13 protein-coding genes and 1 pseudogene are annotated in these 26,505 nt (G+C 43.2%); 8 read left to right on the forward strand and 6 right to left on the reverse strand.

Annotation, left to right across the window (positions count from 1 at the left end):
- Positions 1–53: 53 nt before the first annotated feature.
- The 5 genes from F7734_RS37995 to F7734_RS38015 form a co-directional block, all read right to left on the reverse strand.
- Complete coding sequence (locus F7734_RS37995) at positions 54–1,709, reverse strand: alpha-keto acid decarboxylase family protein (RefSeq protein WP_155749628.1); 1,656 nt, start codon at positions 1,707–1,709, stop codon at positions 54–56.
- A 215-nt stretch (positions 1,710–1,924) separates the two neighbouring features.
- Positions 1,925–2,806: a DUF928 domain-containing protein gene (locus tag F7734_RS38000; protein WP_166482406.1), complete on the reverse strand. Its 882-nt coding sequence runs from the start codon at positions 2,804–2,806 to the stop codon at positions 1,925–1,927.
- A gap of 228 nt (positions 2,807–3,034) precedes the next feature.
- Positions 3,035–5,359: a CHASE2 domain-containing protein gene (locus tag F7734_RS38005; protein WP_155749629.1), complete on the reverse strand. Its 2,325-nt coding sequence runs from the start codon at positions 5,357–5,359 to the stop codon at positions 3,035–3,037.
- Positions 5,360–5,380: 21 nt separating this feature from the next.
- Positions 5,381–6,826, reverse strand: coding sequence for a DUF1822 family protein (locus tag F7734_RS38010; protein WP_155749630.1), 1,446 nt, complete (start codon positions 6,824–6,826; stop codon positions 5,381–5,383).
- A 9-nt stretch (positions 6,827–6,835) separates the two neighbouring features.
- Positions 6,836–8,614 carry a helix-turn-helix transcriptional regulator gene (locus F7734_RS38015; protein ID WP_155749631.1) on the reverse strand — a complete coding sequence of 593 codons (1,779 nt, stop codon included), beginning with the start codon at positions 8,612–8,614 and terminating at the stop codon, positions 6,836–6,838.
- Between the two features lie 333 nt (positions 8,615–8,947).
- Between F7734_RS38015 and F7734_RS38020 the strand changes: the two are divergent.
- From F7734_RS38020 to F7734_RS38055, 8 genes and pseudogenes are all read left to right on the forward strand, one after another.
- Positions 8,948–9,328 (forward strand): annotated as a pseudogene (locus F7734_RS38020) (ATP-binding cassette domain-containing protein); the annotation flags it as partial.
- 659 nt (positions 9,329–9,987) lie between these two features.
- Positions 9,988–10,410: a hypothetical protein gene (locus tag F7734_RS38025; protein ID WP_155749632.1), complete on the forward strand. Its 423-nt coding sequence runs from the start codon at positions 9,988–9,990 to the stop codon at positions 10,408–10,410.
- A 397-nt stretch (positions 10,411–10,807) separates the two neighbouring features.
- Positions 10,808–11,032, forward strand: a complete 225-nt coding sequence (locus F7734_RS38030; protein WP_155749633.1) for a hypothetical protein — start codon at positions 10,808–10,810, stop codon at positions 11,030–11,032.
- Positions 11,033–11,104: 72 nt separating this feature from the next.
- Positions 11,105–11,515 carry a hypothetical protein gene (locus F7734_RS38035; protein ID WP_155749634.1) on the forward strand — a complete coding sequence of 137 codons (411 nt, stop codon included), beginning with the start codon at positions 11,105–11,107 and terminating at the stop codon, positions 11,513–11,515.
- A 441-nt stretch (positions 11,516–11,956) separates the two neighbouring features.
- Positions 11,957–14,164, forward strand: coding sequence for a peptidase domain-containing ABC transporter (locus F7734_RS38040; RefSeq protein ID WP_155749635.1), 2,208 nt, complete (start codon positions 11,957–11,959; stop codon positions 14,162–14,164).
- Between the two features lie 84 nt (positions 14,165–14,248).
- Positions 14,249–15,751: an HlyD family efflux transporter periplasmic adaptor subunit gene (locus tag F7734_RS38045; protein WP_155749636.1), complete on the forward strand. Its 1,503-nt coding sequence runs from the start codon at positions 14,249–14,251 to the stop codon at positions 15,749–15,751.
- Between the two features lie 466 nt (positions 15,752–16,217).
- The gene (locus F7734_RS38050) at positions 16,218–19,166 is read left to right on the forward strand and encodes an S-layer family protein (protein WP_155749637.1); all 2,949 of its coding nucleotides are present in this window, start codon (positions 16,218–16,220) and stop codon (positions 19,164–19,166) included.
- Positions 19,167–19,170: 4 nt separating this feature from the next.
- Entirely contained in the window at positions 19,171–21,825 is a 2,655-nt protein-coding gene (locus F7734_RS38055; protein WP_155749638.1) for a CHAT domain-containing protein, read from the forward strand.
- 246 nt (positions 21,826–22,071) lie between these two features.
- On the opposite strand, the gene F7734_RS38060 is transcribed toward F7734_RS38055, so the two are convergent.
- Complete coding sequence (locus tag F7734_RS38060; protein WP_155749639.1) at positions 22,072–26,292, reverse strand: non-ribosomal peptide synthetase; 4,221 nt, start codon at positions 26,290–26,292, stop codon at positions 22,072–22,074.
- Positions 26,293–26,505 lie beyond the last annotated feature (213 nt).

The following is a 26,505-nucleotide window of genomic DNA, read 5'->3' on the forward strand; positions in this document are numbered from 1 at the left end:
TGTATAAAGTTTACTCCGTCTACTTTTCAGTCTTTTTTTACGTCGAATTCAAGTTACTTATGCAACATCTTCAAGAGAACTTCTGGGCTGTCCATCTTGTCCATCACTACCTCAATGAAGGCAAGTTTGTCTCTAGATTGTTCGGCTTGTTGCAGTGCCGATTCTAACTCTGACTCGGTGCATACTTTAACGCCCCAACCATTGTTTCCAAAAACTTCATGAAGCTTGTGATATTTCCACGGTTGGATGTCGTTATATGGCATTTTTTCACCATGAATGTCACGCTCTATCGTGTACCCATCATTGTTAATTAAAAAAACAATTGGCTTGAGGTTATAGCGTAAAATTGTTGACAACTCTTGTGCTGTCATTTGGAACGACCCATCACCAACGAGTAGGATAGCCCGTCGTTGGGGCGCTGCGAGCGCACAACCAAGCACCGAGCCTACTGAGTAGCCAATAGAACCCCAAAGCAATTGTCCCACGAAAGATGTTCCCTTTGGCAAAGGAATTGAGGCACCGCCAAATAAACAAGTTCCTGTTTCGGCGACAACAATGTCACTTTCTTTCAGGAATTGAGCAAATCTGTACCAAAAACGCTGCTGCGTAATTGCCGCAGTTGAGTTGGGAACGAAGGGAGTTGTGAAACCAGCATCTAAATTCTCCTTCTTGGGCTTTAAGTCAAGCGTTTCAGCATTGCGCTTCACCAATCGCTTGCTCAAAGCAGGTAAAAAATCTTGCATTGCTACATTATTGTATACTGCACGCTTAATCTTGACATACTGCCCATGCACTTCAATCGTTCGACCGGCATCGAGTTGGGCAGAAAATCTTCCCGTGTTAAAATCAGTCATCAAGACACCAATACTTAACACGCAATCTGCTTCTTCGATACGTCTGAGCACATAGTCTTCACTAACAGCACCGTTATAAATCCCGATGAATTGGGGGTGAGTTTCTTCCAAAAGCCCCTTGCCCATAGTCATAGTGGCATAGGGGTACCCAGTGGTAGCAAGAAGCGATCGCAAATCCTCATGCAGGCGATAGCGATCTACACCTATATCGGCAAGAATAACTGGTTTTGACACCTTTTCTAACAAACTCACACTTGCATCAACTACCTCTGCTAAGGTAGCTCGATCGCTCTCGAAGACGGGAGGTATAAATGGATCGGATTGTGCAGTGACTTCAGTTGAAGCAACGTCCATAGGTAGGGAGATGTAAACAGGTAACTTCTTAACAAGACAGACACCCAAAACTCTGTCGATTTCTGATGTTGCATTTTCTACTGTCAAATATGCTTGAGCTGCTGTTACCTTCTCATACATTCGAGCAAACACGGAGAAATCGCCAGTACCTAGCGTATGATGAACAAGCGCTCCTTGTGATTGGATTTTTGTGGAAGGAGCTCCAGTAATTGCCACAACAGGGACGTGTTCAGCACAAGCCCCCGCAATCCCATTAATAGCACTAAGTTCGCCAACACCAAAGGTAGTAACTAGTGCGGCAATGCCATTGATTCTACCATAGCCATCAGCAGCATACGATGCATTCAGTTCGTTACAAGTGCTCACTAACTCTACGCCTGACTGATTTACAATGCAGTCGAGGAATTCCATATTGTAGTCACCAGCGACACCAAAGATGTGTTTGACACCAATTTGTTTGAGACGAAGCACCAGGTAGTCACCAACTGTAAGGTTTGTCATTTTTTTAGATTCCATTTAATGAAATTACGTAGGTTGGGTTGAGGAACGAAACCCAACAAATGCTTGTAAATGTTGGGTTTCACACACGGGTTTACCCCTACTACAAAAATTCGAGAGCCCTTGCAGTATTGTAACAAGATTGCCTTGCTTCACTTTTTTCGGATATTTGATCCAGTAATTACCGATTGTGACAGTTAGAATGCGGAATCACAGTTCTAAGGTAAGGATAAAAGATTACAGCAAGGTACAATAGGTTTGTTCGCAAACTCTTCTAAGCCAGCATCTCTCAGCAATTTTTGCCAATCAGTGATGAAATTTTCTGCTTGTGGATGGCTAAGGCGAAGTTGTGCTAATTGACTTAAAGCGTCGTACCAAATCCCATTTTCGGCATACAAAATGACTTGGGTTCGCTCGACTGATTGCTGCTGCACTGCAAGAGTGTTGTTAAATTTAGCTCGCTGAATCCACCCGTTGACATCGACTGATTGATTTTGACTACTGCAATTGATGTCGAGAGATAAATACCAATGATAGTTTTTGTTTGGCTCTAATTTAACTGTCGGTGGTAAACTCAGAGCGATCGCTCCTGGCGTTCCAGCGACAGTGAAAGTTCCTTGATAAATCTGCTGGTAATTTCTGGGTTCTCGGTCAGTTTCGTCCCATAATTCCAACTTACCCGTCTTGATATCTTTGGGAAGATAAGGAAGATAAAACCACAGAGTAGGAGAGGCTTCAACAGTTAATCCCCAAACATGGCTAATTGCTTGCTTTGATTCCACAGCAGGAACTAAAGCTAAAAGACGTTCATTGATTTCCAGAGCCGAACATTTATGTCCGTCACGAGTTCCGCCGCCTTTCCTATTTCCCGGCGCTCCTCTCGGTGACAGAGGCGGTGGATTAAACTTCACTTGGGAAGCACTTGAGGCTTTAGACTGGTGTGAGGAATTTTTATTAACAGGGGGAAGCACTTCTGTAATGGTTTTTTGGCGAGCTTGAAAAGGATGGGCTTCTCCCTCACTCGTAGCAGAAGCAATGAGCGTTAAAGCTAATGCTAAAGCTAGTCCAATTTTCCAACGAGAAAACTTGCGCCCAGTCACATTCTCTCTCCCGATTTTCGTTATTTACTGCACTTAAGATAATGAAATTGTTGGGTTTCGTTCCTCAACCCAACCTACAAGGTCTTAATGTTTACTTTATAAATCATCTCTTAATTACAAGGGCATATCTGCTAAGGCAAAAATTAATGATTTTACGTTGCTGAAGATTAATACAGGCTAACTCTTTCGTTTCAGGTAAGATATTTGTTTTCGTAAAAATTCTTTAAATTAATGCGACAAACTACTAAAACGGTTGGTAATTCCCCAAGCGATCGCAAAAGCGAGGGCTGAGGGAACCAGGGGCGCACAAATACCGATACTGAACAAGCCAAAGCAGAGGTTAGGAAGAATAACGATCGCCACAGCGCTTGCAATTTTGCGATATAACAGCGAGTGAAATCCCCAAATGCATAAACCCCCCGTAATTGCCCAACTCCAGATCCAGAGAGCATCTAATCCTTGCGGCAAAAACCGCAGTAAAGAACGTTCTTCTTTAGCTATACTAAGCATCTGGCTCACCATTTGGGCGTGAATGATGACACCGGGCATTTTCCGGTCCATTTCGTTACCAAAGGGCGTAGAAAAGCGATCGCCAACTGATGGGGCTACGACACCAATCAAAATCAACCGATCTTTCACCCACTGGGGTGGAAAATCATTTTGGAGAACTTCTGTGAGCGTTACTTCCCTAGCTACTTTTTGTGAAGATCGATAATTTAAAAGGACTTGGTGACCGCGAGTATCGATGTTGTGATAAAAACCAGTATGCCTTTCTAAAGGTTGGAAAACGGTAGAGCCAAGTTTCAAGTTGCCTTCAGATGTCGCTTCTGGTTGAATGCCTTCTGAATACAGGTAACGAAAGGCTAATTCGGCACTGAAGGCATAAGAGGCTTGGCAAAGGGATTCCCCTGGATTTAAATGAAACAAATAACGGCGAACTGTGCCATCTGGCTCAACTGCCAAATCGCTAAAGCCGACATTTTCTGTTGAGCTAGCTGGGGGAGAAGCAACCCCAAATTTATTGCCACCCTTTGATTCCGGTTGACTGACTTCGCAAATTGTCACCAAGCGTGGGTTTTTCTGGATGTGGGCGGCTAGCTCGCGGTATCCTGGTTCTACAGGAAAATCACGGTAGATATCCAAGCCAATGGCTCTGGGTTGATGAACCTGGAGTTTTTCTATTGCTTGTAAAATCACGCGATCGCTCAGGGGATACTGACGCTGCTGTCGGATATCTTGTTCTGTTACTTTTACAACCAGTAGGCGCTCATCAATTCCGCGATCGCTTTGCAGGCGCATTAGCTGGTCAAAAGCCCACAACTCCACAGGTTGGAGTCCCCCTAAAAACCGTACCGCCATGACTAAGCCTGTAGCAACCAAACTCCTGACTAAGATATTTGGCAAATGCTGCCATTCAAGCTGACGGCGGGAATTGCGCTTTGTCATCGCTCGCAAATCCTTCCAAGTTGGCAGCACCTCAGAGGGATTTTGGTAAATCATTGGTAACCAGGTAGCTCCTGGTAGATCGGTAAATTCCTCTAGACGTTCTTGGGCACGACGCACCGCAATGTATAAAGGTTGTCCTGCAGCGTATTCTCTAAGAAATTCTTTGAGAAAAGATTGAGCAACTTTATCTGGAACTATCTCCTGCATGACAATGATAATAGGCACGTGTAGATCGGCTAACTGCTGCGCTAGTCCCAATCCTTCACAAGAATTAAAAATTGCGATTTTTAATCCTCTTTGAATCGCTTCCTTTAAAGCATGTTTAAATTGGTCAGTTTCAATACTTTCCCTGGCGCTAAGACTAATCCGACCTCTTTGTTCTACCGTCTGGCTATGCCCAGCAAAAAAGAAGATATCCCAGCCCTTTGGATCTCGGAGTTGAGCAATTAAATCTCTAGCCTGAGGCTGATGACAAAAAACTGTCTGCGCTCCATTGAGATTCGCGATGACCTTGCGATCGGCTTCTAAATCCAAGTGTCGGTTATCTCCAAAAATTGCCAGAAGGCGAACGCGATCGCTTTGAGTTTGGTGCTTGGCAATCTCCCAAGATTCATACTCTACCGGACTATAGCTAACACCGACATTTGGGTAATGCGATAGCAAATCCCAAGTATGCCAAGGCAGTTTCCACAGGATTGGATCTTTGGCTTTAATGGCTAAGCGTATGGTGTCAGCCTGACTGGCTAGTTCTTTGTTTAACCTTTCTCTAATTTTTTGCCAGCCCAATTCCCCCGACGGTTGCAGCCATTGGTTTAAGTTAGCCTCCACTTGTCGCATCCGTTGCCAACAGTCGTCCGCAATCTCGCTAGTAGCGCGATTCGTCGCCAAGCTTTCTTCAATCTCCCAACCTGGAGCGCGAGCGATTGCTGTGAGATTGCGAAAAGATTGTTGCCATAAAAGATACAATCCTTCAATATCTGTGTTAGCTTTTAGCCTACCTTCAATTTCTCCCAAGGGAGAACCGCCATCTTCTCTCAGTTCTAGCGATACTTCAAACCCTTGATGAAAGTTGCCCCTGCCGATTTTCAGAACTGCTACCCTGCCCATCGCTACTTTCTGGTTAATTTTTTAAGCTATAAAGTCCTCACTCAAGCTCGCTCTATCAAGTGCCACTTGCACCTGGAATTGGGTTCCTGGAGGCGGACTGAAACCCAACTGAAGGATTTTATCTTTCCCCTGACCTAGATCGTCGCTTCTTGTTTGGGCTTGCAAGCGAGTTTCACCACCGGAAATCACGCGCAGTTGGAGATTTGGTGGAAGCTTGTGTTGTTGATTGATTGGTTGCACTTGTAGGCGCACGCTAATTTTGTCTTCAGTTTTCGGTCTAATGGTGACAATCAATGCTATCTGGCAAGTTCCCAACTGCATCCCCAAGTCAATAAGCCTAGCTTTACTGACACCTGCTTGGGGATGATGGGGCGCGATTTTGCCTAGACTTAAGGCTGCTTCCCAACGGGTTTCTTCATCGTTAGCAGTGCGTAACAATTGAGTCAACGCCTCAACAACTTCCGGATGACCAATTCCAATCTGTCCTAAAACCCCAGCTGCTTGACAGCGCTCTTTTTCGGAGCGATCGGATTGTAGCAGGCGAATTAATGGCGCGATCGCTTCGGAAGATACTGTCGTTTCCGCCGTTTCTATACCGCGAACTGCACTGAATTCTGGAGGTGTTAAAAGTGTTTCGACAGCTTGCCAAATCTCCTCTATCGTGCTGTTGGCTTTCTCTAACCATTGCCGCAAGTTCACGACTGCGACACTAGCACTTGCGGTAGAAGTTAAGCCCAAACGCTGGTTGTATAACTGCTGTCGCCATTGTTCGTTTGTGAGTAATGCAGCCCATCGTTCAAAGGGTACTGCCAGTCTGGGTGAGTAGATGCCTGGTTTACTGAGTTGCACTAATAACTCTTGAGCGACTTTGACAGATAACTGCCGTGGTGATTCTTGAGGGTAGGAACTGGTGTTTTGCTGGGGGACGAGTAGCATTTGTGTGAAGTCTTCAGCTAAGACTTCCTGGTTGATATAGTAAGTGCGATCGCTTTCATCATATATTCCCTGCTTCTTGAGTTTTTCATAGCTAGCGAATCCCCATACCCGCAGCCAAGATTGTTCTGATTCACCCAAATTAATTTGCACGGCAAGGTAATAGTCCTTTCTCCAGCTAGGAATATCAACCCACTCGCGGGGAACGGCAAATTCTTCTAGATCGCTTGTTTCACTAGGAATCAAAACCAATCGCATTCCTTCTAACTCAATTGGTGTACCGTTGACAAATTCCCACAGAGAGTCCCAAGTGATGTCAGAAATGCTACTTCGAGAGCGATCGGCTTCTTTCAACCAAGCCTCAAGCCAAGGAACAAAAGTTTTTAAGCAGAGATAATTGAGATAAGCTTGACAGCGAGCAGCTGCATTAGAATGAAGTTGGGATTGCTGCCAAGCTTCTTTTTGAAGCTCTTGTGATAAATTCAACCAGAGCTGGTTAGGATAAATAGTAGAAAGTTTTCGCAATTTCAACATTTTCTGTCCTTAATTCCTCTGGAGTTCTAGGTAGAGCACATCTTTTGACAGCCAATCCTCAACCACTTCGCCGACTTGTTGCCTTTCTGTTTCTAGGGAAAGACCAAAGCGGGTATTAATCCACCAAAGAAAACAACGCTGCAACTGCTGCTTCGCTAAAGCCAGGGTTTGGCAGGCATGAGAGCTAGTTTTGATATCTTGCTTTTGACCGTATCGCTGGCAAATAATTTCTCTTTGTAGCGATCCTAATTGCTCAAAAGACTTTAATAATCCCGATTGAATAAGATTTTGGTAATAGTTTTTTAACCATAACTTGATATAGTTAGTTTGCCATTGATTCAGTAAGTTTAAAAAACTTTTTTCTAATTGATTTTGAGCTAAAAATAGTTTTTGTTCGACTTCTTCTTGGCTAATAGGTTGTTCTTGGCTCAGAGTCTGAGTTAGCTCCGCGAGACTCATTTGTTGACCGTAGCTAAGTTTGAGAATTTGCTGCAATCGCATATCCAAATCTGCTAGTGCAGCAATTAATTGAGCTTCAATTGGATTAGCAGAGTTAAGATGAGCAAATTTTTCATTTAAAAATGTTTTGACATAAGCACTGGGATTGATTTGCTCACTTGTTAACTCCTGAAACTTTTCTACCAATGGCGCTTCTACATTCTTGGAGATGTAGCGTGAAATGGTTCCCTGATGAACACCAATCTTACTGGCAAACTGTTCCTGAGTTAAAAGTGCTAATCGGTGAGGATAGCACAGAGGCATGACAGCTTGACGGCAGGATTTGGGAATTTGACTGCGGACATTGTCTAAGTTTTGCTCAATAAGTTCAATTTCTCTCCTTAAAATCAGGTCTACCTCTTGTAAAGATTCTGTTGGTTCTTCTTCGTTCTCTAAAGCTTCCCAAGAAGTGATGCTCCGATCGTCCGGTTGTTCGTTGTTATTGACATCGTAAGAAACTTCAATAATTTGGGAAGGTTGCTGTAAAGTGGCGATACAGATATTCATCCATTCTTGAATCATTGCAGGCGTTGCTGCTGCACCAACAGCGACTTGCAAGAAAGCAACTGGTTGAAATCTCTGAGAATTGTATTCCTTAGCGGTTTCCGCAAAATCTGAGAGTTCTGGTTCTGGCCATTTGTCTCCTTCTCTTCTGTTGGGATGATAAACGCGATTATTTTTGTAGATAGGAACAAAATAGCGCCAAGCAAAAAGATACTGCGAAATTTCTGGTTCTCTTGAGCCAGAGTTTGTCAGCGCTTCTCTCAGTCGTTCTTCCGCCTTTTGCAGTTTTCTACGGCTATTGATATCTACATCACATAGCAGATGCCATTTCGATTCCCAATGTATTTGCTGGCGCATCACATTTCGCAGTACCCCTACCATGTAGGTTTTAAGATTTGCTCTACTATCGTTACTAGTCTTGTACTTATTGAGAGATTGTTGTAATTTCTCCCGGTTACAAAGGTGTTCATTAGTCAGAGCATACAAATTTTCTGCCTGAGCTGCGTAAAAAGGCAGACGACACCAACTTCTCCAAATGAGATAACAGCGATCGCGATCGAAGTAAGCTAATAAGTGCCAGTGAGCCAAGCGCTTTTCTATCTCAGGTTGGGAATCGTCATTGAGAATTTTTACAAAATAATCTACATAATCGCTCTCATTCCACTCAGGATGCAACTGAACTAGCTTTTCCATCCGCTCCCGCAAGCGATTTTGAATTAATCGTTTGAATGGAGGATGACCGCTCGTTGCAGTAAAATCATGCAGTGTCCAGAATTGATCGCTCATTTTCAGAGATTATCCGCTCAGTGTAGGTGGCTTGCTCGTTGAGATCAAGAAACCACTTTGACAGAATCTAGGTTTATGAACTTTATTATTCAGTAGGCAATAGCCACCAAACTCTTTTGCTCATTCTAGCTTTGAGGTTGTTTTCGAGCGTAAAGCTTTTACAAATTGACAATAAACCAGATACATTGGTTTGAACCCATTTTATTTATCTAGTTATTGGGATGGCGTTTGCTGGTTTATGCACTTATACAGGGTAAACGCATCTTTTGTATAAATTGTACTTAACAAAAAGATACAGAACAAGAAATGAAGTGTTTGTGCCAAATTTAGAGCGGTGGTAAGGTGATTGCTCTCATCGGCAAATCTGGGTGCGGTAAAAGTACTCTGGCTAAATTGATTGCGGGTTTATACCAACTTCAGTCTGGTAATATACGCTTCGGCATTTATAACCTGGAAGACCTTTCTTTAGACTGTCTGCGACAACAGGTAGTACTGGTTCCCCAAGACGCGCATTTTTGGAGTCGGTCGATTCTGGAAAATTTTCGTTTGGGTTTGCCCAATATTACCTTTGAGCAGATTGTGCAAGCTTGTCACATTGCTGGGGCTGATGAGTTTATCAACAACCTCCCTGATAAGTATCAAACGGTCTTAGGGGAATTTGGGGCTAATCTTTCTGGTGGTCAAAAGCAAAGATTAGCGATCGCTAGAGCCATCTATCGATGATTCCTGCTTGCAAACTCAAAAAAGCCAACTGCAAAGCAACATCTTCCGCCAGCAGCTAGAAGCAAGCAACCAAAGATGGAGGACAACCAACCAGAGAGAATTGTGGAACTTCATTTTGAATGCGTGAATTTTACATTTTGAATTCAAAAAATGGTCATGGCGATCGCCTGTGGCTTTGATAAGTAGAACAACATAATTAAATGTAAAATACAAGGTCTTAGAAACCCGGTTTCGCAGGAGTTACCGGGTTTCTAGATGCTAAGTTTATTTTGGTTGACTTACTTAGGATTGTTATCCAAATGCACTTTGTGAAGTTTTTTGGCTAAAAAAAATAATAGTTGTAACCTAATGCGGGCATAGGTTTCAGCTATTTTTTTGAGTAGAACAACAGCTTTTACATGGGGACAAGTACATAAATCAAAAAACACCACCTCATTAACTTTGATGAAAGGGTTAAAACCCCAACGAGGTAAGACAAAGCCTCTGAGTTCAATGTCGTTAATTACAGTCTTATGACTCTATACAGGCGTCGCCAAAGCTGATTTTTGACTTGAAGCAGAGTTAATGCCTATCCTCACTCAAAATCATCGATAGCAGGGATTAACCAAATCGAAAGCTATTGATGTCATCTTAACTACAGGAGAAAAACAATGTCTAACATCGACACAGCGATTTCTATTTCTGACGAACAACTGTTTACAGAATTAACTTCTGAAGAAGGAGCCGTCATCGAAGGCGGTGCTCTTCTCTTGTTGCATAAAGCCACTGCCATTAAAGCAAGTTCAGACATCGCCTCAAATACTAATGGAGACGACGTCGTTGTTAAAGCCGACGGCAAGAAAATTCACGGAACTGTTAAAGATGTGGAAACAGGGGAGACATTTAACATTAACAAATTTCATGTTATTGACGGGACTGCATCGATTACTTTTTTTGATGCCGACGTCTGGGGTAATGCCGATGATTATCTAGGCGGTTTTACTGTAGGAAACAGCCCCACAAACGGTAAAAAATGGAAGCGAATCAGCGGAAGTGACTCTATATACGACGTACAATACGAGGTTATTGCCTAAACTCCTCAAAACTTTGAGATAGTCAATAACTGCAGAGTCAAATTTTTGGTTCTCAGAAGCTGAACATTAAACATTGTCGGGGCAAAAAGCCCCGATATTTTTCCCTACTGTGCAAGTCCTAAACATGGACATTGCATAAAACAGGGATGAATTAATGAACTGCAAAGTCGCGAAGTGAAGGAAGTCGTTGCTGAAATAAGGGATGAAATTTTGGCATGAAAATCTCAAAACTCTCATTCTCTCTGTTTCTCCACTAGCCAGCTATCCTTAACCAAAGCGTATCGGATGAGAACATTGTTGGCGAACAAGTGCATAAATCAGCAAACGCAACCTCAATAACCAAACTGAAGGGATTCAAACCCGCAAAACAGAATCTCAAGTAAAGGAGACTAGAAAAATGAGAAGCAAAAGACTTTTAGTAGAAGACTTGAATTTGGTTGAAGAACTGGATAATCAAACTGCTGAGTGTGTGGGAGGGGGACAGAAAGCACAGCAAAAAGTATTACTTGCTCCTCCACATGCTTGTCCCCCTGGTTGGATACCAGCGCTACCGCCTCTTAATCCTCAGCTAGGCTGTATTCCTAATACTATAGTTTCCCGGAATGAGCAGAATACCCCATAGCCAGAGCAAATCGCAGTAGGGGTTGACCAAATCAAAAGCTATTGATGTCATCTTAACTACAGGAGAAAAACAATGTCTAACATCAACACAGCGATTTGTACTTCTGACACACAACTGTTTACAGAATTAACTTCTGAAGAAGGAGCCGTCATCGAAGGTGGTGCTACTCTCTTGTTGTATCGACTTACTGCCCTCAACGCAAGTGATTTTAATGGAGACGAAATATATATTAAAGTAAATGGAGAGACACTGATTCCTCCGGGAATAGTTCCTGACGTAGATAGTGGTGAAACCATCAATATCAACAGAGCAATAAACTTTAATGGAACTGCAAAATTGGAGCTTTTTGATGACGACGTCTGGGGGAATTCCGATGACTATCTAGGCGGCTTTAGTGTTGGAAGCACTCCCACAAACGGCATAACATCAAATATTATCAGAGGCTCTGCTTCCTATCGGATATTATACCAAGTTATTGCCTAAACTCTTCAGAATTTTGAAATATTCAGTAACCACATAGCCAAACTTTTGGTTTACTGAAGTTGAACATTAAACATTGTCGGGGCACAAAGCCCCGATATATTCTGCATAAAGATTTTTTAGTTTATTTTGCCAAATTTTCGCTTCTTCAGTGCATAAATACTAAAAGTCATCGTAAAGAGTCTGAGCAGAGAAGTTCACTTAGTAAGTATCAGAAAATATCACTGATTTTTATTTCTAAGTTTACATTGTTATGTCTAAGTTAAAATTGAAGATTTAATACCAATTTAAATAATGTTTGCAACACATAAATTCTTCGTAATAGCACAACATTATTATGCTCCTACCCATCTGTCGCATTCTTTTTTCAAATTGGTATAAAAACTCAATTAATTCGGTTCATTTGAGCCGACTGTATTTACTCCCCAATAATTGCAGCAGAATATGAAATACCAAAGTGTACTACAACACAGCGAAGAAGACTGCGGTGCTGCTTGCCTAGCCACCATTGCCAAACATTACGGACGCACTTTTGCTCTTAACCGCGTCCGGGAAGCCGTAGGCACAGGGTCAAGAGGAACATCCCTGCTGGGTTTAAGTCGGGGTGCAGAAACTCTCGGATTCCATGCCCGTCAAGTCAAAGCTAGCGCCCAATTACTCGACCAATTGCACCTAGCTCCCCTCCCAGCAATTATCCATTGGAAAGGCTACCATTGGGTAGTTTTATACGGACAAAAACGTAATAAATACGTAATTGCTGACCCTGGTGTTGGTATCCGTTACCTTACCCGTCAAGAATTAATGGCAGGTTGGGGTAATGGCGTGATGCTACTTTTAACTCCCGACGACAGCCGCTTTTATCAACAAGAATCAGATAAAATTGGCGGACTGGGGCGCTATATTCAACGGGTTTGGCCTTATCGCTTTATTCTCGCCCAAGCGATCGCCATCAATATCGCCATTGGGCTACTTTCCCTCGCCTCTCCTTTTATGATGCAACTGCTAACCGATGATGTATTGGTGCGGGGAGATACCCAATTACTCACCACCGTAGCCATTGGCGTTATCACCATGAACTTAATTAGAAGTGCCATTGGCTTAGTCCAATCTCACCTCATCGGTCACTTTGGTCAAAGATTGCAATTAGGGTTAATTCTAGAATACGGGCGTAAACTCCTGCACTTACCCCTGTCATACTTTGAAGGACGCCGCAGTGGGGAAGTAGTCAGCCGCATTGCTGATGTTAACGCTATTAATACTCTAGTTTCGCAAATTGTCTTGGGCTTACCCAGCCAATTCTTTATTGCTGTAGCATCATTGAGCTTTATGCTCTTTTACAGCATACAATTGACACTCGCTTCCATCGCGGCTTTTGTGATTGTCACGGCTGTTAGCTTGCTATTCCTCCCAGCAATGCGCCAGAAAACCCGCAATTCGATTGTCTTGGGAACAGAAAACCAAGGCTTTCTAGTGGAAACCTTTCGCGGTGTCCAGGTACTAAAAACTACCCAAGCTACTCCCCAAGCATGGCAAGAGTATCAAAGCAATTACGGTCGCCTTGCTAACCTCGGCTGGAGCATGATGAAGTTGGGACTTTATAGCGGCACAGTTATTGGCATTCTTTCTACTTTCATTAATATTGGCATCCTTTGGTTTGGTAGCTATTTAGTAATTAATCAAACTTTAACGATTGGGCAATTGATGGCGTATAACGGCATGAGTGGTAATTTCCTCGGCTTCCTCAGTTCTGTGATTGGATTAGCAGATGAATTTATCACCGCCCAAATTGTGATTCAACGCCTTACAGAAGTCATCGACGCTACCCCAGAAGACGAAAACGACTTTAAAAAACCTTGGGCAGAGATTCCGGGAAATGCAGATATTACCTGTACTCAACTCAACTTTCATCATGCAGGCAGAGTTGATTTGTTACAAGATTTTTCCTTAACTATTTCTGGTGGTCAAGTCATTGCTCTCATTGGTAAATCTGGCTGTGGTAAAAGTACCCTTGCCAAGCTAATTACTGGTTTATATCCAGTGCAGTCAGGTAATATCCGCTATGGTTTTTATAATCAACAAGACCTCTCTTTAGAATGTCTGCGACAACAGGTAATCCTTGTTCCACAAGAACCCCATTTTTGGAGCCGTTCAATAGTTGATAACTTCCGCTTTAGTTATCCTGATATAAGTTTTGAACATATTGTTCGGGCTTGTCAAATTGCTGGTGCTGACGAATTTATCAGCAAATTACCAGATAAATATCAAACTGTTTTAGGTGAATTTGGCGCAAATCTGTCTGGTGGACAAAGGCAAAGATTAGCTATTGCCAGGGCAATAGCTACTGACCCACCCATCCTCATTTTAGATGAATCTACAGGTGCTCTTGACCCTGTGAGCGAAGCACAAGTCCTAGATAAATTGCTTTACTATCGTCAAGGTAAAACCACTATTTTAATTAGTCATCGCCCTAAAGTAATTCAGCGAGCAGATTGGATTGTATTACTAGAACAAGGAAGCTTAAAAATTCAAGGTAAGCCAGAACATTTGCGGCAAATTCAAGGTGAACATTTAGACTTTTTAGAAGATTTTCTCCCCTTCTCCCAAGATTTAGCGAGCGCATCTTCTGTTGCTCATCTTAATGGCAAGCATTAATAGTTCAGTAAATTTCCAAATCTACGCCAATTATTCATTTTGCGGATTTTGACAAGCAGCCTATTCTTTTGGTTTTTAACTATTATGGTTAGCAATACAAACTCTCTCCCCTCATTGCAATCAAACGAATTTATTCCACCAATTAGTCGTTGGACTACCTTTGGGGGAATGTTTATTCTCTGCGTTATTAGTTTAGCTATCCCAGTGGCTGCTGTAGCTCAATATAAGGTGACAGTTACAGGACAGGCGGTTGTGCGTCCAACTGGTGAATTACGCATTGTACAAGCAGCAACAGAAGGTCAGGTAATGCAGATTTATGTAAAAGAAAATCAGGAAGTGAAAAAAGGCGATACTGTTGCCACTATAGATGACTCCCGCTTGCAAACTAAAAAAAGCCAATTGCAAAGCAACATCCAGCAGGTACAACTGCAACTGCTGCAAATCGATGCTCAAATGAAGGCGCTCAATCAACAAATCAAAGCAGAAACAGAGCGCAAAAATCGTGCTGTTAGTTCTGCTCAAGCCGAACTCAATCGCGTCCAACGCAATCACCGAGATCGACAAATTACTGCGAGGGCGGAAGTTGAAGAAGCCCAGGCGAACTTAAAAAAATCAGAAAAAGAATGGTATCAAGCACAGGTGGAATTGCGCTCATCTCGTGCTAACCTAAAATCAACAGAAGCAGCATTGAAAGCAGCCCAAAGCAAACGCGATCGCTATCAAAAGGTAGTTCAAGAGGGAGCCTTATCTTTAAATCAATTCGAGGAAGTGCAGTTAGAAGTTGCTCAACAACAGCAAGCCGTTGAGGTACGACGTGCTACTATGGAGACGCAAAAACTTCTTATTGCCCAGCAACAACAAGCCGTAGCCGCAGTACGAGCCAAACTGCAACGCACTCAAGCTGCACTCAATCCCAGTGATGCAGAAGTTGCGATCGCTACTGAGAATATTGCTCAAGAAAATGCTAGGGGTCAAGCCACTCTCGCTACCCTCAACCGAGAATGGGAAGCATTGTTCCAGCAGCGGATTCAAATGAAGAATCAACTCCAACGCGACACCAGCGAACTGCAACAAATCGAAAGCGACCTCAACCAGACTAAGATTACAGTGACAGAAGACGGGATAATCTCTCGATTAAACCTGCGTAACCCCGGTCAAACTGTGCGTATGGGCGAGGAAATTGCTCAAATTGTCCCTAGCAATGCGCCCTTAGCAATCAAAGCCGCCGTTGCTCCTGATGATATTAGTAAGTTGAAAAAAGGTCAAAAGGTACAGATGCGGGTTTCTGCATGTCCTTATCCCGACTATGGGACTCTTCAAGGCGTCGTCAGTCATATCTCTAAAGATACCATTAAATCTCAAAGGGGTGAGGCTTTGCCCTCAGTTGCCAACATTTCTATCCCCTCATGGGATAGCAATGCTTTTTTCTACGAGGTGACGATACTCCCAGACAGCTTGTCCTTGGGTAGGGGAAATCATCAATGTACTATTCAACCGGGAATGCAAGGTAGAGCTGATATTATTTCCCGACAAGAGACAGTCTTAAAATTCATGCTCAGGAAAGCTAGGTTAATTACAAATTTGTAAAGTTTTCTGAAAAAATAATTCAAGTTTGCGTATAAAGTTTCAACCTAGCTGAGAAATTAAATGTCTAGCATTTTCACTCTCTGTGTTAATTCCGGAGATTGATTGTTGAGCAAACCGCATCTGCTAGTAAGAGACTTAAAAAACGAAAAGAGGTAAAGATGAAAGACAAACAACAAAGCCTAGAGGATCTCGATTTCGTCACTGAACTTAGTATGAGTGAGCTAGAAAAAATCAATGGAGGTTCACTTACAGATCTCGTACTTCCGCCGCCTCCTCCGCCACCATTACCATTTGCGTCGCCATGGCCTGGAAGAGAGCCATACTCGCCATAGCAATCCTATAAGTGATTAGTTAAATTTTTTGTCGTAAAAGCATACAACTAGCGCGGGCATTTTGCCCGCAGTACACCATCTCAAGATTTCACAACAGAGAAAAGGATTGTCATTTTTATTCAAAAAAATAAATTATGACTCTAAGCGTGCGACATTGGTGCTGGAGATTAGGAGTAGCAAGTTTTTTAGCATTGGGTGAGGTATCTCTTTCTTCTGGAGATTATATAAGAGCCCAAATTATCCCCGATGACACCTTAGGTGCTGAAAGTTCTATTCTGACACCTAACATTGGCGTGGGCGAAATTCCTACTGACCGGATAGATGGCGGAGCTAGGCGGGGGGTCAATTTATTTCACAGTTTTCGGGAATTCAATGTTGGGGATAGACAGCGGGTATTTTTCAGTAATCCTGTAGGAATTGAAAACATTCTTAGCCGAGTTACCGGAACTAACCCCTCAGGCATTCTCGGTACACTTGGGGTAACCGGCGGAGCCAATCTGTTTTTACTCAACCCCAATGGCATCATTTTTGGCCCCAATGCCAAACTCGACCTCCGGGGTTCCTTTTTGGGAAGTACCGCTAGGAGCATCAAATTTGCCGATGGTACCGAATTTAATGCCATTAGCCCCTCTGACCCTACTCTACTGACGATTAATGTTCCGGTTGGCTTGCAGTACGGACAAGATCCAGGCAGGATTCTCGTACAGGGGCAGGGGAACGAACTTAGGTTTGATGAGACTGGTGAGGTGCTCGAAGTTATAAAAACTAGTGGTTTGGCAGTGGAGTCTGGTCAAACCTTGGCTCTTGCTGGTGGTGAGGTAGTGTTAGAAGGGGGAAGCTTGAGTGCAGAATCAGGCCAAGTTGAATTGTGGAGTGTACATTCTGAGAGCTTGCTGAGTCTTACTCCAACAAACCCTGGCTGGGCATTGAGCGATGAAGGTGTACGGAGTTTTCAAAATATCCGCCTTTCTCAAGCCGCTGCCATAGATACTAGTGGTTCCAGAGGTGGAAAGATTAGTATACAGGGACGTCGAGTGGTGCTACAAGATGGTTCGTTTATTTTGTCTCTTACTAGCGGCAAGGAAAGTGGAGAAAATGTAACCGTCAGAGCTTCAGAGTCCATAGAAGCAAGCGGCACAGCCCCAAGTGGTCAACCCAGTGGTTTGTTGACTGAGACAACAGGTGCAGGAAATGCTGGTAATGTAACAATTAATACAATTAAACTCATTCTCCGAGATGGAGCGCAAGTATCATCTAGTACTTATAGTCAGGGTGATGGGGGAAAGATTAGCGTTAACGCTTTAGAGTTATTTGAGGCGATAGGAATCAATCGAGGTGGAAACTTTTCGAGTGGATTATTTGCTATCAGTCGGAGTACTGGGGAGGGCGGTATTGTAGAGGTCAAGACAGGAAAACTGATTCTTCGAGGTGGGGCACAGATAAACGCCGCAACTTATAATAAGGGTCAGGGAGGAAATGTCTTAGTTAATGCTTTGGAGTCAGTAGAAGCTAAGGGAATTGCCCAAATTGGCCCCAGTGGTTTATTTGCCGGTACTCTGGGTGCTGGTGACGGAGGTACTGTTGAGGTTAAGACCAGAAGGCTGAGTATCCAAGAGGGGGCACAGATTAGCTCCACTACTCTTAATCAGGGTCAGGGGGGAAATGGTGGAAATGTAATAATTAATGCTTTAGAAACAGTAGAATTGCGTGGAATTACTCAAATTGGTGCCTTGTTCCGTTCCAGTGGCTTATTTGCTACTAGTCGGAACACTGGTAAAGGCGGCACTGTGACAGTCAAGACGGGAAGGCTTGTAGCAGAAAATGGAGCGCAAATTTTAACTACTGCTTTTGCTGGTGGCAATGGGGGAAATATTAATATTCAAGCTTCCGAGGTAAAATTGATTGGCACTGCTGATAATGGCATTCCTACTACTATATTTGCTACCACTCGAGGCGATGGTGACGGAGGCGAAATCAGAATTGAAACGGCTCGATCAATCGTTCGGGAAGGAGCACAAGTAGGAGCCGGGACTTTTGGTAGAGGTCGGAGTGGATCTGTTTTTGTCAAAGCTTCCGATTCGGTCGAACTGGTTGGCGCAGCGCCAGAAGTTCCCAATCAACGCTATTTTCGAGATTGGTCGGGTCAGAAGTTTCCTAGCGGTTTGTTTACTGGCTCTCAAGGTACTGGTGCTGCAGGAAACTTGAGGATTGAGACCGATAGGTTGACGCTGCGAGATGGAGCAGAAATTGGTGTGAACAATCAGGGAGTAGGAGATGCAGGCAATTTAGAAGTTGTAACTCGTAAGTTGTTGCTGGACAATCAAGCTGTTCTCTCAGCAACAACTACATTAGGTCAGGGCGGAAATATTACGCTCAAAATCGATGACCTCTTGTTATTACGCCGCAACAGTCAAATATCAACTACCGCAGGTCTCGATCGCGCTGGTGGTGATGGGGGCAATATCTTGATTGATAGTGACTTGATAGTTGCCGTCCCTGATGAAGATAGCGATATTACTGCCAATGCTTTCCTAGGACGAGGAGGTAAGATCGACATCAAAACGCAAGGTTTATTTGGTCTTGAATTTCGCAACTTCCGGACTCCTCTAAGTGATATTACCGCTAGTTCTGAGTTTGGTATAGCCGGAGTTGTAAATATAGATATCTTAGATGTTGACCCTGCTCAATCATTAACTGAATTACCAGCAAATATTGTTGATGTTTCTCGCTTGATTGGACAGGACTTCTGTCGAGTTGTCGGAAAGAATAGTGAATTTGTGGTTACGGGTCGCGGCGGTTTGCCCACCTCTCCCAATGAAACGCTTAGGGCTAATGCTCCTTGGGAAGATTTACGCTTAGTAGATGAGAGCAAACCAACAGGGTTCAAACTTCCGTCATCAGCTAGGAGCGAGCAACCAAAGATGGAGGATAGCCAAGCAGAGAGAATTGTGGAAGCTCAAGGTTGGATTACCACGCCGAATGGCGATGTGCTACTGACAGCAAAACCTGCAACAGTTACTCCTCAGGGGCTGTGGTTGCATCCCTTAGATTGCCAACTGTGGACGCAAAGCAGTAGGAGTTGAAAAAATGAAGCTGCTGATTCGGTCAATCGCGATCGCTCTCTTAGCGCTACTCTTAAGTTTAGGTATCCATACCCTAATCCCGCTGAGTGCTAAGCCAGTCGCGGCGGAGCGGGAATTAACGTTGATGCAAGCAGGTAACCAACACTACGATGCCGGTCAATTTTTGGAAGCGGCTCAAGTATGGCAACAAGCTGCACACACCTATGAACAAGCAGGCGATCGCACTCATCAAGCCCTAGCATTAAGCTTTGTCTCATTAGCTAAGCAACAACTCGGACAATGGCAGCAAGCCCAAGCAGCAATTGATACAAGCTTATCTCTACTGACGAACATAGATAAACCAAGCACTCGCATCCACGCTCAAGTATTAAATGCTCTTGCAGGTTTGCAATTAGTGGGAGGTAAAGCAAAACTAGGACAAGACTCTGCTCAAGCGGCTCTCAAAACTTGGCAACAGGTGGAGACTCTTTACAGACAAGCTGGTGACTCTGTAGGAACGATTGGTAGCCAGGTTAATCAAGCTCAAGCGCTGCAAACTTTGGGGCTTTACCGTCAAGCTAGAAAATTACTGGTACAAATTCGCCAAACTTTAGAACAATCCCCAGATTCTCGTTTAAAGATGACTGGTTTACGCACCTTAAGCGATCTCTTCCAACAAACAGGAGAGTTACAAGACTCGCAAAAGATACTGACACAGGCTTTAGCAGTAGCCGAAAAATTAGGATTGCACCAAGAAAAGAGCATAACTTTACTGAGTTTAGGAAATACAGCTCGCGCCCAAAAACAAACTGAGAAAGCCTTAGAATTGTATCAACAAGCAGAAACAGTTGCAGCCAATCGATTTCCCCTGCTAGGAATGCAAGCACAACTCAATCGTTTGAGCTTACTCATCGAAACGCACCAGTGGGAGCAAGCTCGGTATTTGGGGTCGCAAATTCGGGAACCGCTAGCGATTTTCCCTCCAGGTCGGTCTACTGTTAACGCCCAAGTCAACTTAGCGAAGAATCTGATTTGTCTGCAACTCCAACGCAGTACACCTATGTGCCCTTTACTACCATACAGGAAAAATCAGCCCTCACAAACTAAAACTGTAAACGAGCCATCGAACTCAGTCATTATTGCTCTATTGAATGCGGCGGTGCAACAAGCCGAAAACCTCCAAGACTCCCGCACCCAGTCTTACGCTTTGGGAAATCTCGGTCAGTTTTACGAACAGCAAGGCGAATGGCAAAAAGCGAAAGCATACACTATCAAAGCCCTCAGTCTCTCCCAGCAGATTCAAGCTGGTGATATTAACTACCAATGGCAATGGCAGTTAGGAAGACTCCTGAAACAAGAAGATATCCCAGGAGCGATCGCCGCTTATTCCCAAGCTGTTAAATCTTTGCAATCCATCCGCAGCGATTTGGTGACTCTCAATCCCGATATTCAATTTGGCTTTCGGGAGGAGGTAGAACCAGTTTATCGAGAACTAGTTAATTTGCTCTTACAAGCCCAGACTCCCAGCCAGGAAAACCTCAAGCAAGCCCGTGAAGCCATTGAGGCACTTCAACTGGCTGAACTCGACAACTTCTTTCGGGATGCTTGCGCCCAAGCCAAGCCAGAACAGCTTGATAAGATTGTAGACAGCGCCGCTCCCCCAACAGCCGTCTTTTATGGAATTGTTTTGCCAGATCGCATGGAGTTCATTCTCAAGTTACCCAAACAATCTAACTTGCTCCATTACAGAACTCAAGTTTCTCAAGAAGAAGTCGAAAGTACCTTAAAACAACTGCAACAGAAGCTAACCCAGCCTAAACCCTCGAAAGAACTACCTCAATTATCTCAGCAAGTCTATAACTGGTTGCTCCGCCAAGCTGAACCCGATCTCGCTAAAAACAGCATTAATACCTTGGTATTTGTGTTAGATTTTTCTTTGCAGAATATTCCCCTTGCTGTTCTTGACGACGGCAAACAATATTTAGTTCAGAAGTATGCTCTAGCTATCAGTCCGGGTTTGCAGCTAATAGAATCCCAACCCTTGACACAGATTCAACTTAATGTATTAACAGCAGGGGTAAGCGAAAGACGTACCGTTGCAGGTAGAACCTTTGATTCCCTCAACCAAGTTCCTCTCGAACTCGAACGAATTCAGGCTGAAGTAACAAGAAGCCAAAAACTTCTAAACTCTACATTAAGCGCCGACAACTTAAGAAAGGCAGTTGAATCAGTTCCTTTCTCTGTGATTCACCTTGCTACCCACGGTAATTTCAGTTCTAACCCAGACGAAACCTTTGTTTTGCTGTGGGATCGTTTGCTAGAAGCTAAGAATTTCGATCGATTACTTGGAATTGGCGATCGCATCAATACACGAGCAATTGAATTATTGGCGCTCAGTGCGTGTGAAACTGCCACTGGCGACAAACGAGCCACATTAGGTTTAGCAGGAATCGCTGTCCGAGCCGGAGCACGCAGCACATTAGCGACACTTTGGCAAGTCAAAGATGAGTCTACAGCTGCATTTGCTATTCAATTTTATAAAGTTTTAAAAAATGAAAAGTTAACAAAAGCTCAAGCACTGCGCCAAGCTCAACTGTATCTGATAGAAAAGCATCCTAACACTAATTATCGCCTACCTTATTATTGGGCACCGTTCGTTTTAGTAGGCAATTGGTTGTAGGCAGCCTCAAGATTCCGGCAAATACAAACCATTACTATCAAAAGTTAGAGTATATCTTTTGAATCTTTTATTATTTTGCGTCTTAGCGTCTTTGCGTGAGATAAAAAATGTAATTTCTTCCTCCAAAAATAGGCAAAAATAAAACCCGCTTTTGCTGACTTAGCCAAGCGGGTGAGAGTGAGCTTGTATGGCAGTTTGATATTAGTAGACTTTAGCCCTACCTACAACTCCTTTTTTACTGAAGTTCTAGAGACTATAAACCTTCTCTAAAACACACTTCAATTTTTCTGCGACTTCACGGACATGAGGCTCATTAAACATAGTAAAGTGAGAGCCAGGAATGTGATAAACATCTATTTCGCCATCGACTAAACTCCCCCAGCCTAATAAAGGATCGTATTGTAAGCCAACAGCCCTATCTTGAGCATCAAGACACCTTTCATCAGTTCGCAAGACAGCTATTCGACCAGAAAAAGGTTGGTATTTATATCGATCCCAAGCCATCAGATTACAGTCCATAACTTTTAAATGTGGGTCATCTTGAGACAAAGACTCCACAACTCCCAAGAAACTTAAATATTTCCGGCGCAGATGGAACAAAGCCCATTGAGTCCATCCCCTTATCTTTGTACTGATATAAACAGGACCTGCTTTTACCAAATTCTCAAAATGGAGAAAAATTCTGGCAACAAATGGCAACCGTTTGGTTTGTCCGGGAACACCACTATCAAGCATGATAATAATAGCTATTTCTTGACCCTGCTGGCGAAGTTGCTGTGCTATTTCGTAAGCAATTGTACCTCCTAATGAGTACCCACCAAGATAATACGGACCTTGAGGCTGGATAGCTTGAATTGCTTTGATATATAGTGCAGCCATATCTTCAATCTTGGTTAATGGAGCCTCCTTACCATCAATTCCTTGAGGCTGTATCCCGTAGATTGGTTGGTCTTTCCCTATATGTATTGCTGCGGAACGATAACAAAGCACTTCTCCACCAAGAGGGTGAATCAAGAACAGGGGAGGTTTGGAACCTATTGGTTGGATTGGCACAAGAATACTTAAAGAAGAACCTTCGCCTTGCTCTGTCTTAGAGGATGTTTCTTCTCCTTGACCATCGCTTTGGTGTTGCTTGTTCAATAACAACTCCCCAAGAGCTTCTATAGTACTCGATTGAAAGAGAGTTGCGAGGGGTAATTTTTTACCTAATTCCTTCTCAATTTTGGAAAAGAGTTTTACTGCTAGTAAAGAATGTCCCCCAATATCAAAGAAATTATCTTTGACACCAATAGGTTGGAACCCTAAAATCTCTTCCCAAATTTGAGCCAACTGCTGTTCTACTTCATTGCGAGGAGCAATATAGTTCCTTTCCGATTCTAAGTTTGTGATGTCAGGTGCAGGAAGTGCGCGGCGGTTCACTTTACCACTTGGAGTTAGAGGTAGCGTATCTAATACCACAAAAGCCGAGGGTACCATATACTCAGGTAGCTGCTCTTTCAGGAAAGAACGCAATTCACTCACAGTTGGTACTGAGTCTTGATCTGGAACAATGTAAGCAACTAAACGTTTATCTCCAGGAATATCTTGACGGACAATAACTACAGCTTGGTGGACAGATAGATGCTTGCTGAGTAAAGCTTCTAGCTCTCCCAATTCAATCCGGAATCCACGTATTTTGACTTGGTTATCTATACGGCCAAGATATTCAATATTACCATCAGGCAAAAAGCGGGCTAAATCTCCCGTTTTATACAATCGATTGGATTTTGGATTTTGGATTTTGGATTTTGGATTGCCATCATCTGGTTCCAATCTAAAGTGTGGAATTGGCAATCCAGAATCATCAAAGGGGTTGAAAATAAATTTTTCTGCTGTCAATTCTGGGCGGTTGAGATATCCCCGTGCTAATGCAACACCGCCAATATAGAGTTCTCCGGGTACACCAGTGGGAACTGGTTGTAAATTGGAGTCAAGAATATAGATTGAAGTGTTGGCAATGGGACGACCAATGGGCGGAAGGACTGACCAATTCTTTACGCGATCGGGCAAAGTGAAAGTAGTGACAACATGGCTTTCTGATGGTCCGTAATGATTGTGTAATTTACACTGAGGTAATTTTTCAAATAAGTTAATCAGCGCGGGAGTTGTCTGCAACTGTTCCCCCGCAGTGATGATTTCTTGCAAACTGCTTGGCACTGATAATGACGCCGCTGCAACTTCTGCAAGCTGTTGTAAAGCTACAAAGGGTAAAAACAGTCTGTTAATTTCTTTCTGTTTCAGAAAATCTAACAGTGCTGATGCATCTCGCCGCAAATCTTCTGCTATTAAAACTAGGGTTCCACCAGAACACCAAGTGGCGAACATTTCTTGGAAGGAAACATCAAAGCTGATGGGTGAAAATTGCAGAGTTTTTGCGTCTGTGGAAACAGTTGTATTTTCTAGCTGCCAGAAAATAAGATTGCAAAGGGGAAGTTGTTTCATGGCTACCCCTTTTGGTTTCCCTGTAGAACCAGAAGTGTAGATGATATATGCTAGGTTTTCTAGCTGAACGCCACTGACTAAATTCTCTTTGCTTTCTTGGTTGATGGTAGCCCAATGTGTGTCAAGGCAAATTGTCTGTGCGTTGTGTTTGGGCAATGCAGTTGCTAACTTCTCACTTGTCAGCAGCACTGTGACTTGAGAATCTGACAGCATAAAACTTAGTCGGTCTTGGGGATATGCTGGATCTAAAGGTACATAAGCCCCACCTGCTTTGAGAATTCCCAGCAATCCTACAACCATTTCGAGAGAACGCTGTATGCAAATACCAACTGCAACATCTGGTCCTACACCGAAGCTTTGCAAGTAATGTGCCAATTGGTTGGCGCGATTGTTTAACTCTCGATATGTGAGTTGTTGGTTTTCAAACTCGACTGCAACTGCATTCGGAGTCCGTTCTACTTGTGCTTCAAATAATTTATCAATGCATTCTAAAGTATAATCGGCTTTAGTATTGTTCCATTCAACTAAAAGCTGATTTTTCTCAGTTTCCGTAAGCAGTGGCAATTCGCTAATACGTTGTTGTGGATTAGCAACAATTCCTTCAAGCGTTGTTTGCAAATGCCCGCTCATACGAGTTATGGTTGCTTGCTCGAATAGATCGGTGTTGTATTCCCATATTAAGCGCAATCCTTGTTCTGTTTCTTCCGCAAACAAGGTTAGGTCAAACTTGGATGTAGAAAGACACAGTTCCAAAGGCGCGATAGACAGTCCGGGTAACTCAAACGATTGCTTTGGTGTATTCAACGTGAACATCACCTGAAACAATGGATTGTATGAGAGCGATCGCTCCGGTTGCAATTCTTCAACTAGCTTTTCAAATGGCAAATCCTGGTTGACATTAGCAGAAATAGCCACTTTTCTTACCTTCTGCAACAATTCCCGAAAAGTGGGATTGCCAGACAGATCGGTACGTAAAACCAGGGTATTAATAAAAAATCCAATCAGCCCTTCGATTTCTGCCCGACTTCTATTGGTTGTTGGTGAGCCTACTAATATATCTTCTTGTCCGGTATAGCGGTACAACAGAGTTTGGAATGCTGCCAACAGTGTCATAAATAAAGTGACACCTTCTTGCCGTGAAAGTTTTTGTAGTGCCGATAATAACCTTTGAGGTAAAACAAAATATTCCTTTGCACCTCGATAAGCTTGAATCGGCGGACGTGGTTTATCTGTAGGCAATTCCAGAACTGGAGTTGCACCTGCTAGCTGTTGTTTCCAGTAGTTAATTTGGTTTTCTAAAACTTCCCCTCTCAACCATTGGCGTTGCCAAACCGCATAGTCAGCGTATTGAATGGGCAATTTTGGCAACGGGTTGGGCTGTCCGTCAAGAAATGCTTTGTAAAGTGTTGTTAATTCATCGTACAAAATACCCATTGACCAAGCATCAGCAGCAATGTGATGTATGACCAACAATAAGATATGCTCTTGGGGCGATAGTTGTAGCAAGCAACCACGTAGCATCAAATCTGATGTCAGGTCAAAAGGGCGTTTGGCTTCATTTTTTAATAAGTTTTGGACAGCAGAACTGCGATTGCTCTCTGAAGAATTTTGAAGGTCGATTATTTTTAATTCTACCGATTGCGGTTCAGAAATTGTCTGTACGGGATTGCCATCTAATGAAATAAAGTTAGTTCGTAGTGATTCATGTCTGGCAACAATAGCATCTAAAGATTGTTGCAAAACAGCTATATTCAGTGTTCCTTGCAACTGTAAAACTTCAGGGATATGATAAAACGAGCTATTAGGTTCCAACTGCTCTAAAAACCACAGTCGCTGTTGAGCAAAAGATAGAGGAATTGATGAGTTTTCATCTCTTATAGGAATCGTCTGCTCTGTTTTAGTACTAACTGTTTTATTTTTAAGTTTTAGCTCTAGTAAGGCTCTTTTAGCTGGTGACAGAGAAGCTATCTTTTGATTAATATCCATTTTGTTAGTGGTTAGTTGTTAGTGGTTAGTGTGTAGGTAGGGCTAAAGCCCACCAGATCTCAATACTGCGTAGGTTTTGCATAAAAACACGCAATTACGTAGGTTGGGGAGCCAGCCCTGAAGGAGGGTTTCCCTCCGTAGGGGACTGGCGTTTGAGGAACGAAACCCAACATTTATCGGCATTTGTTGGGTAACGCTTGTGCTCAACCCAAC

Source organism: Scytonema sp. UIC 10036, assembly GCF_009725235.1.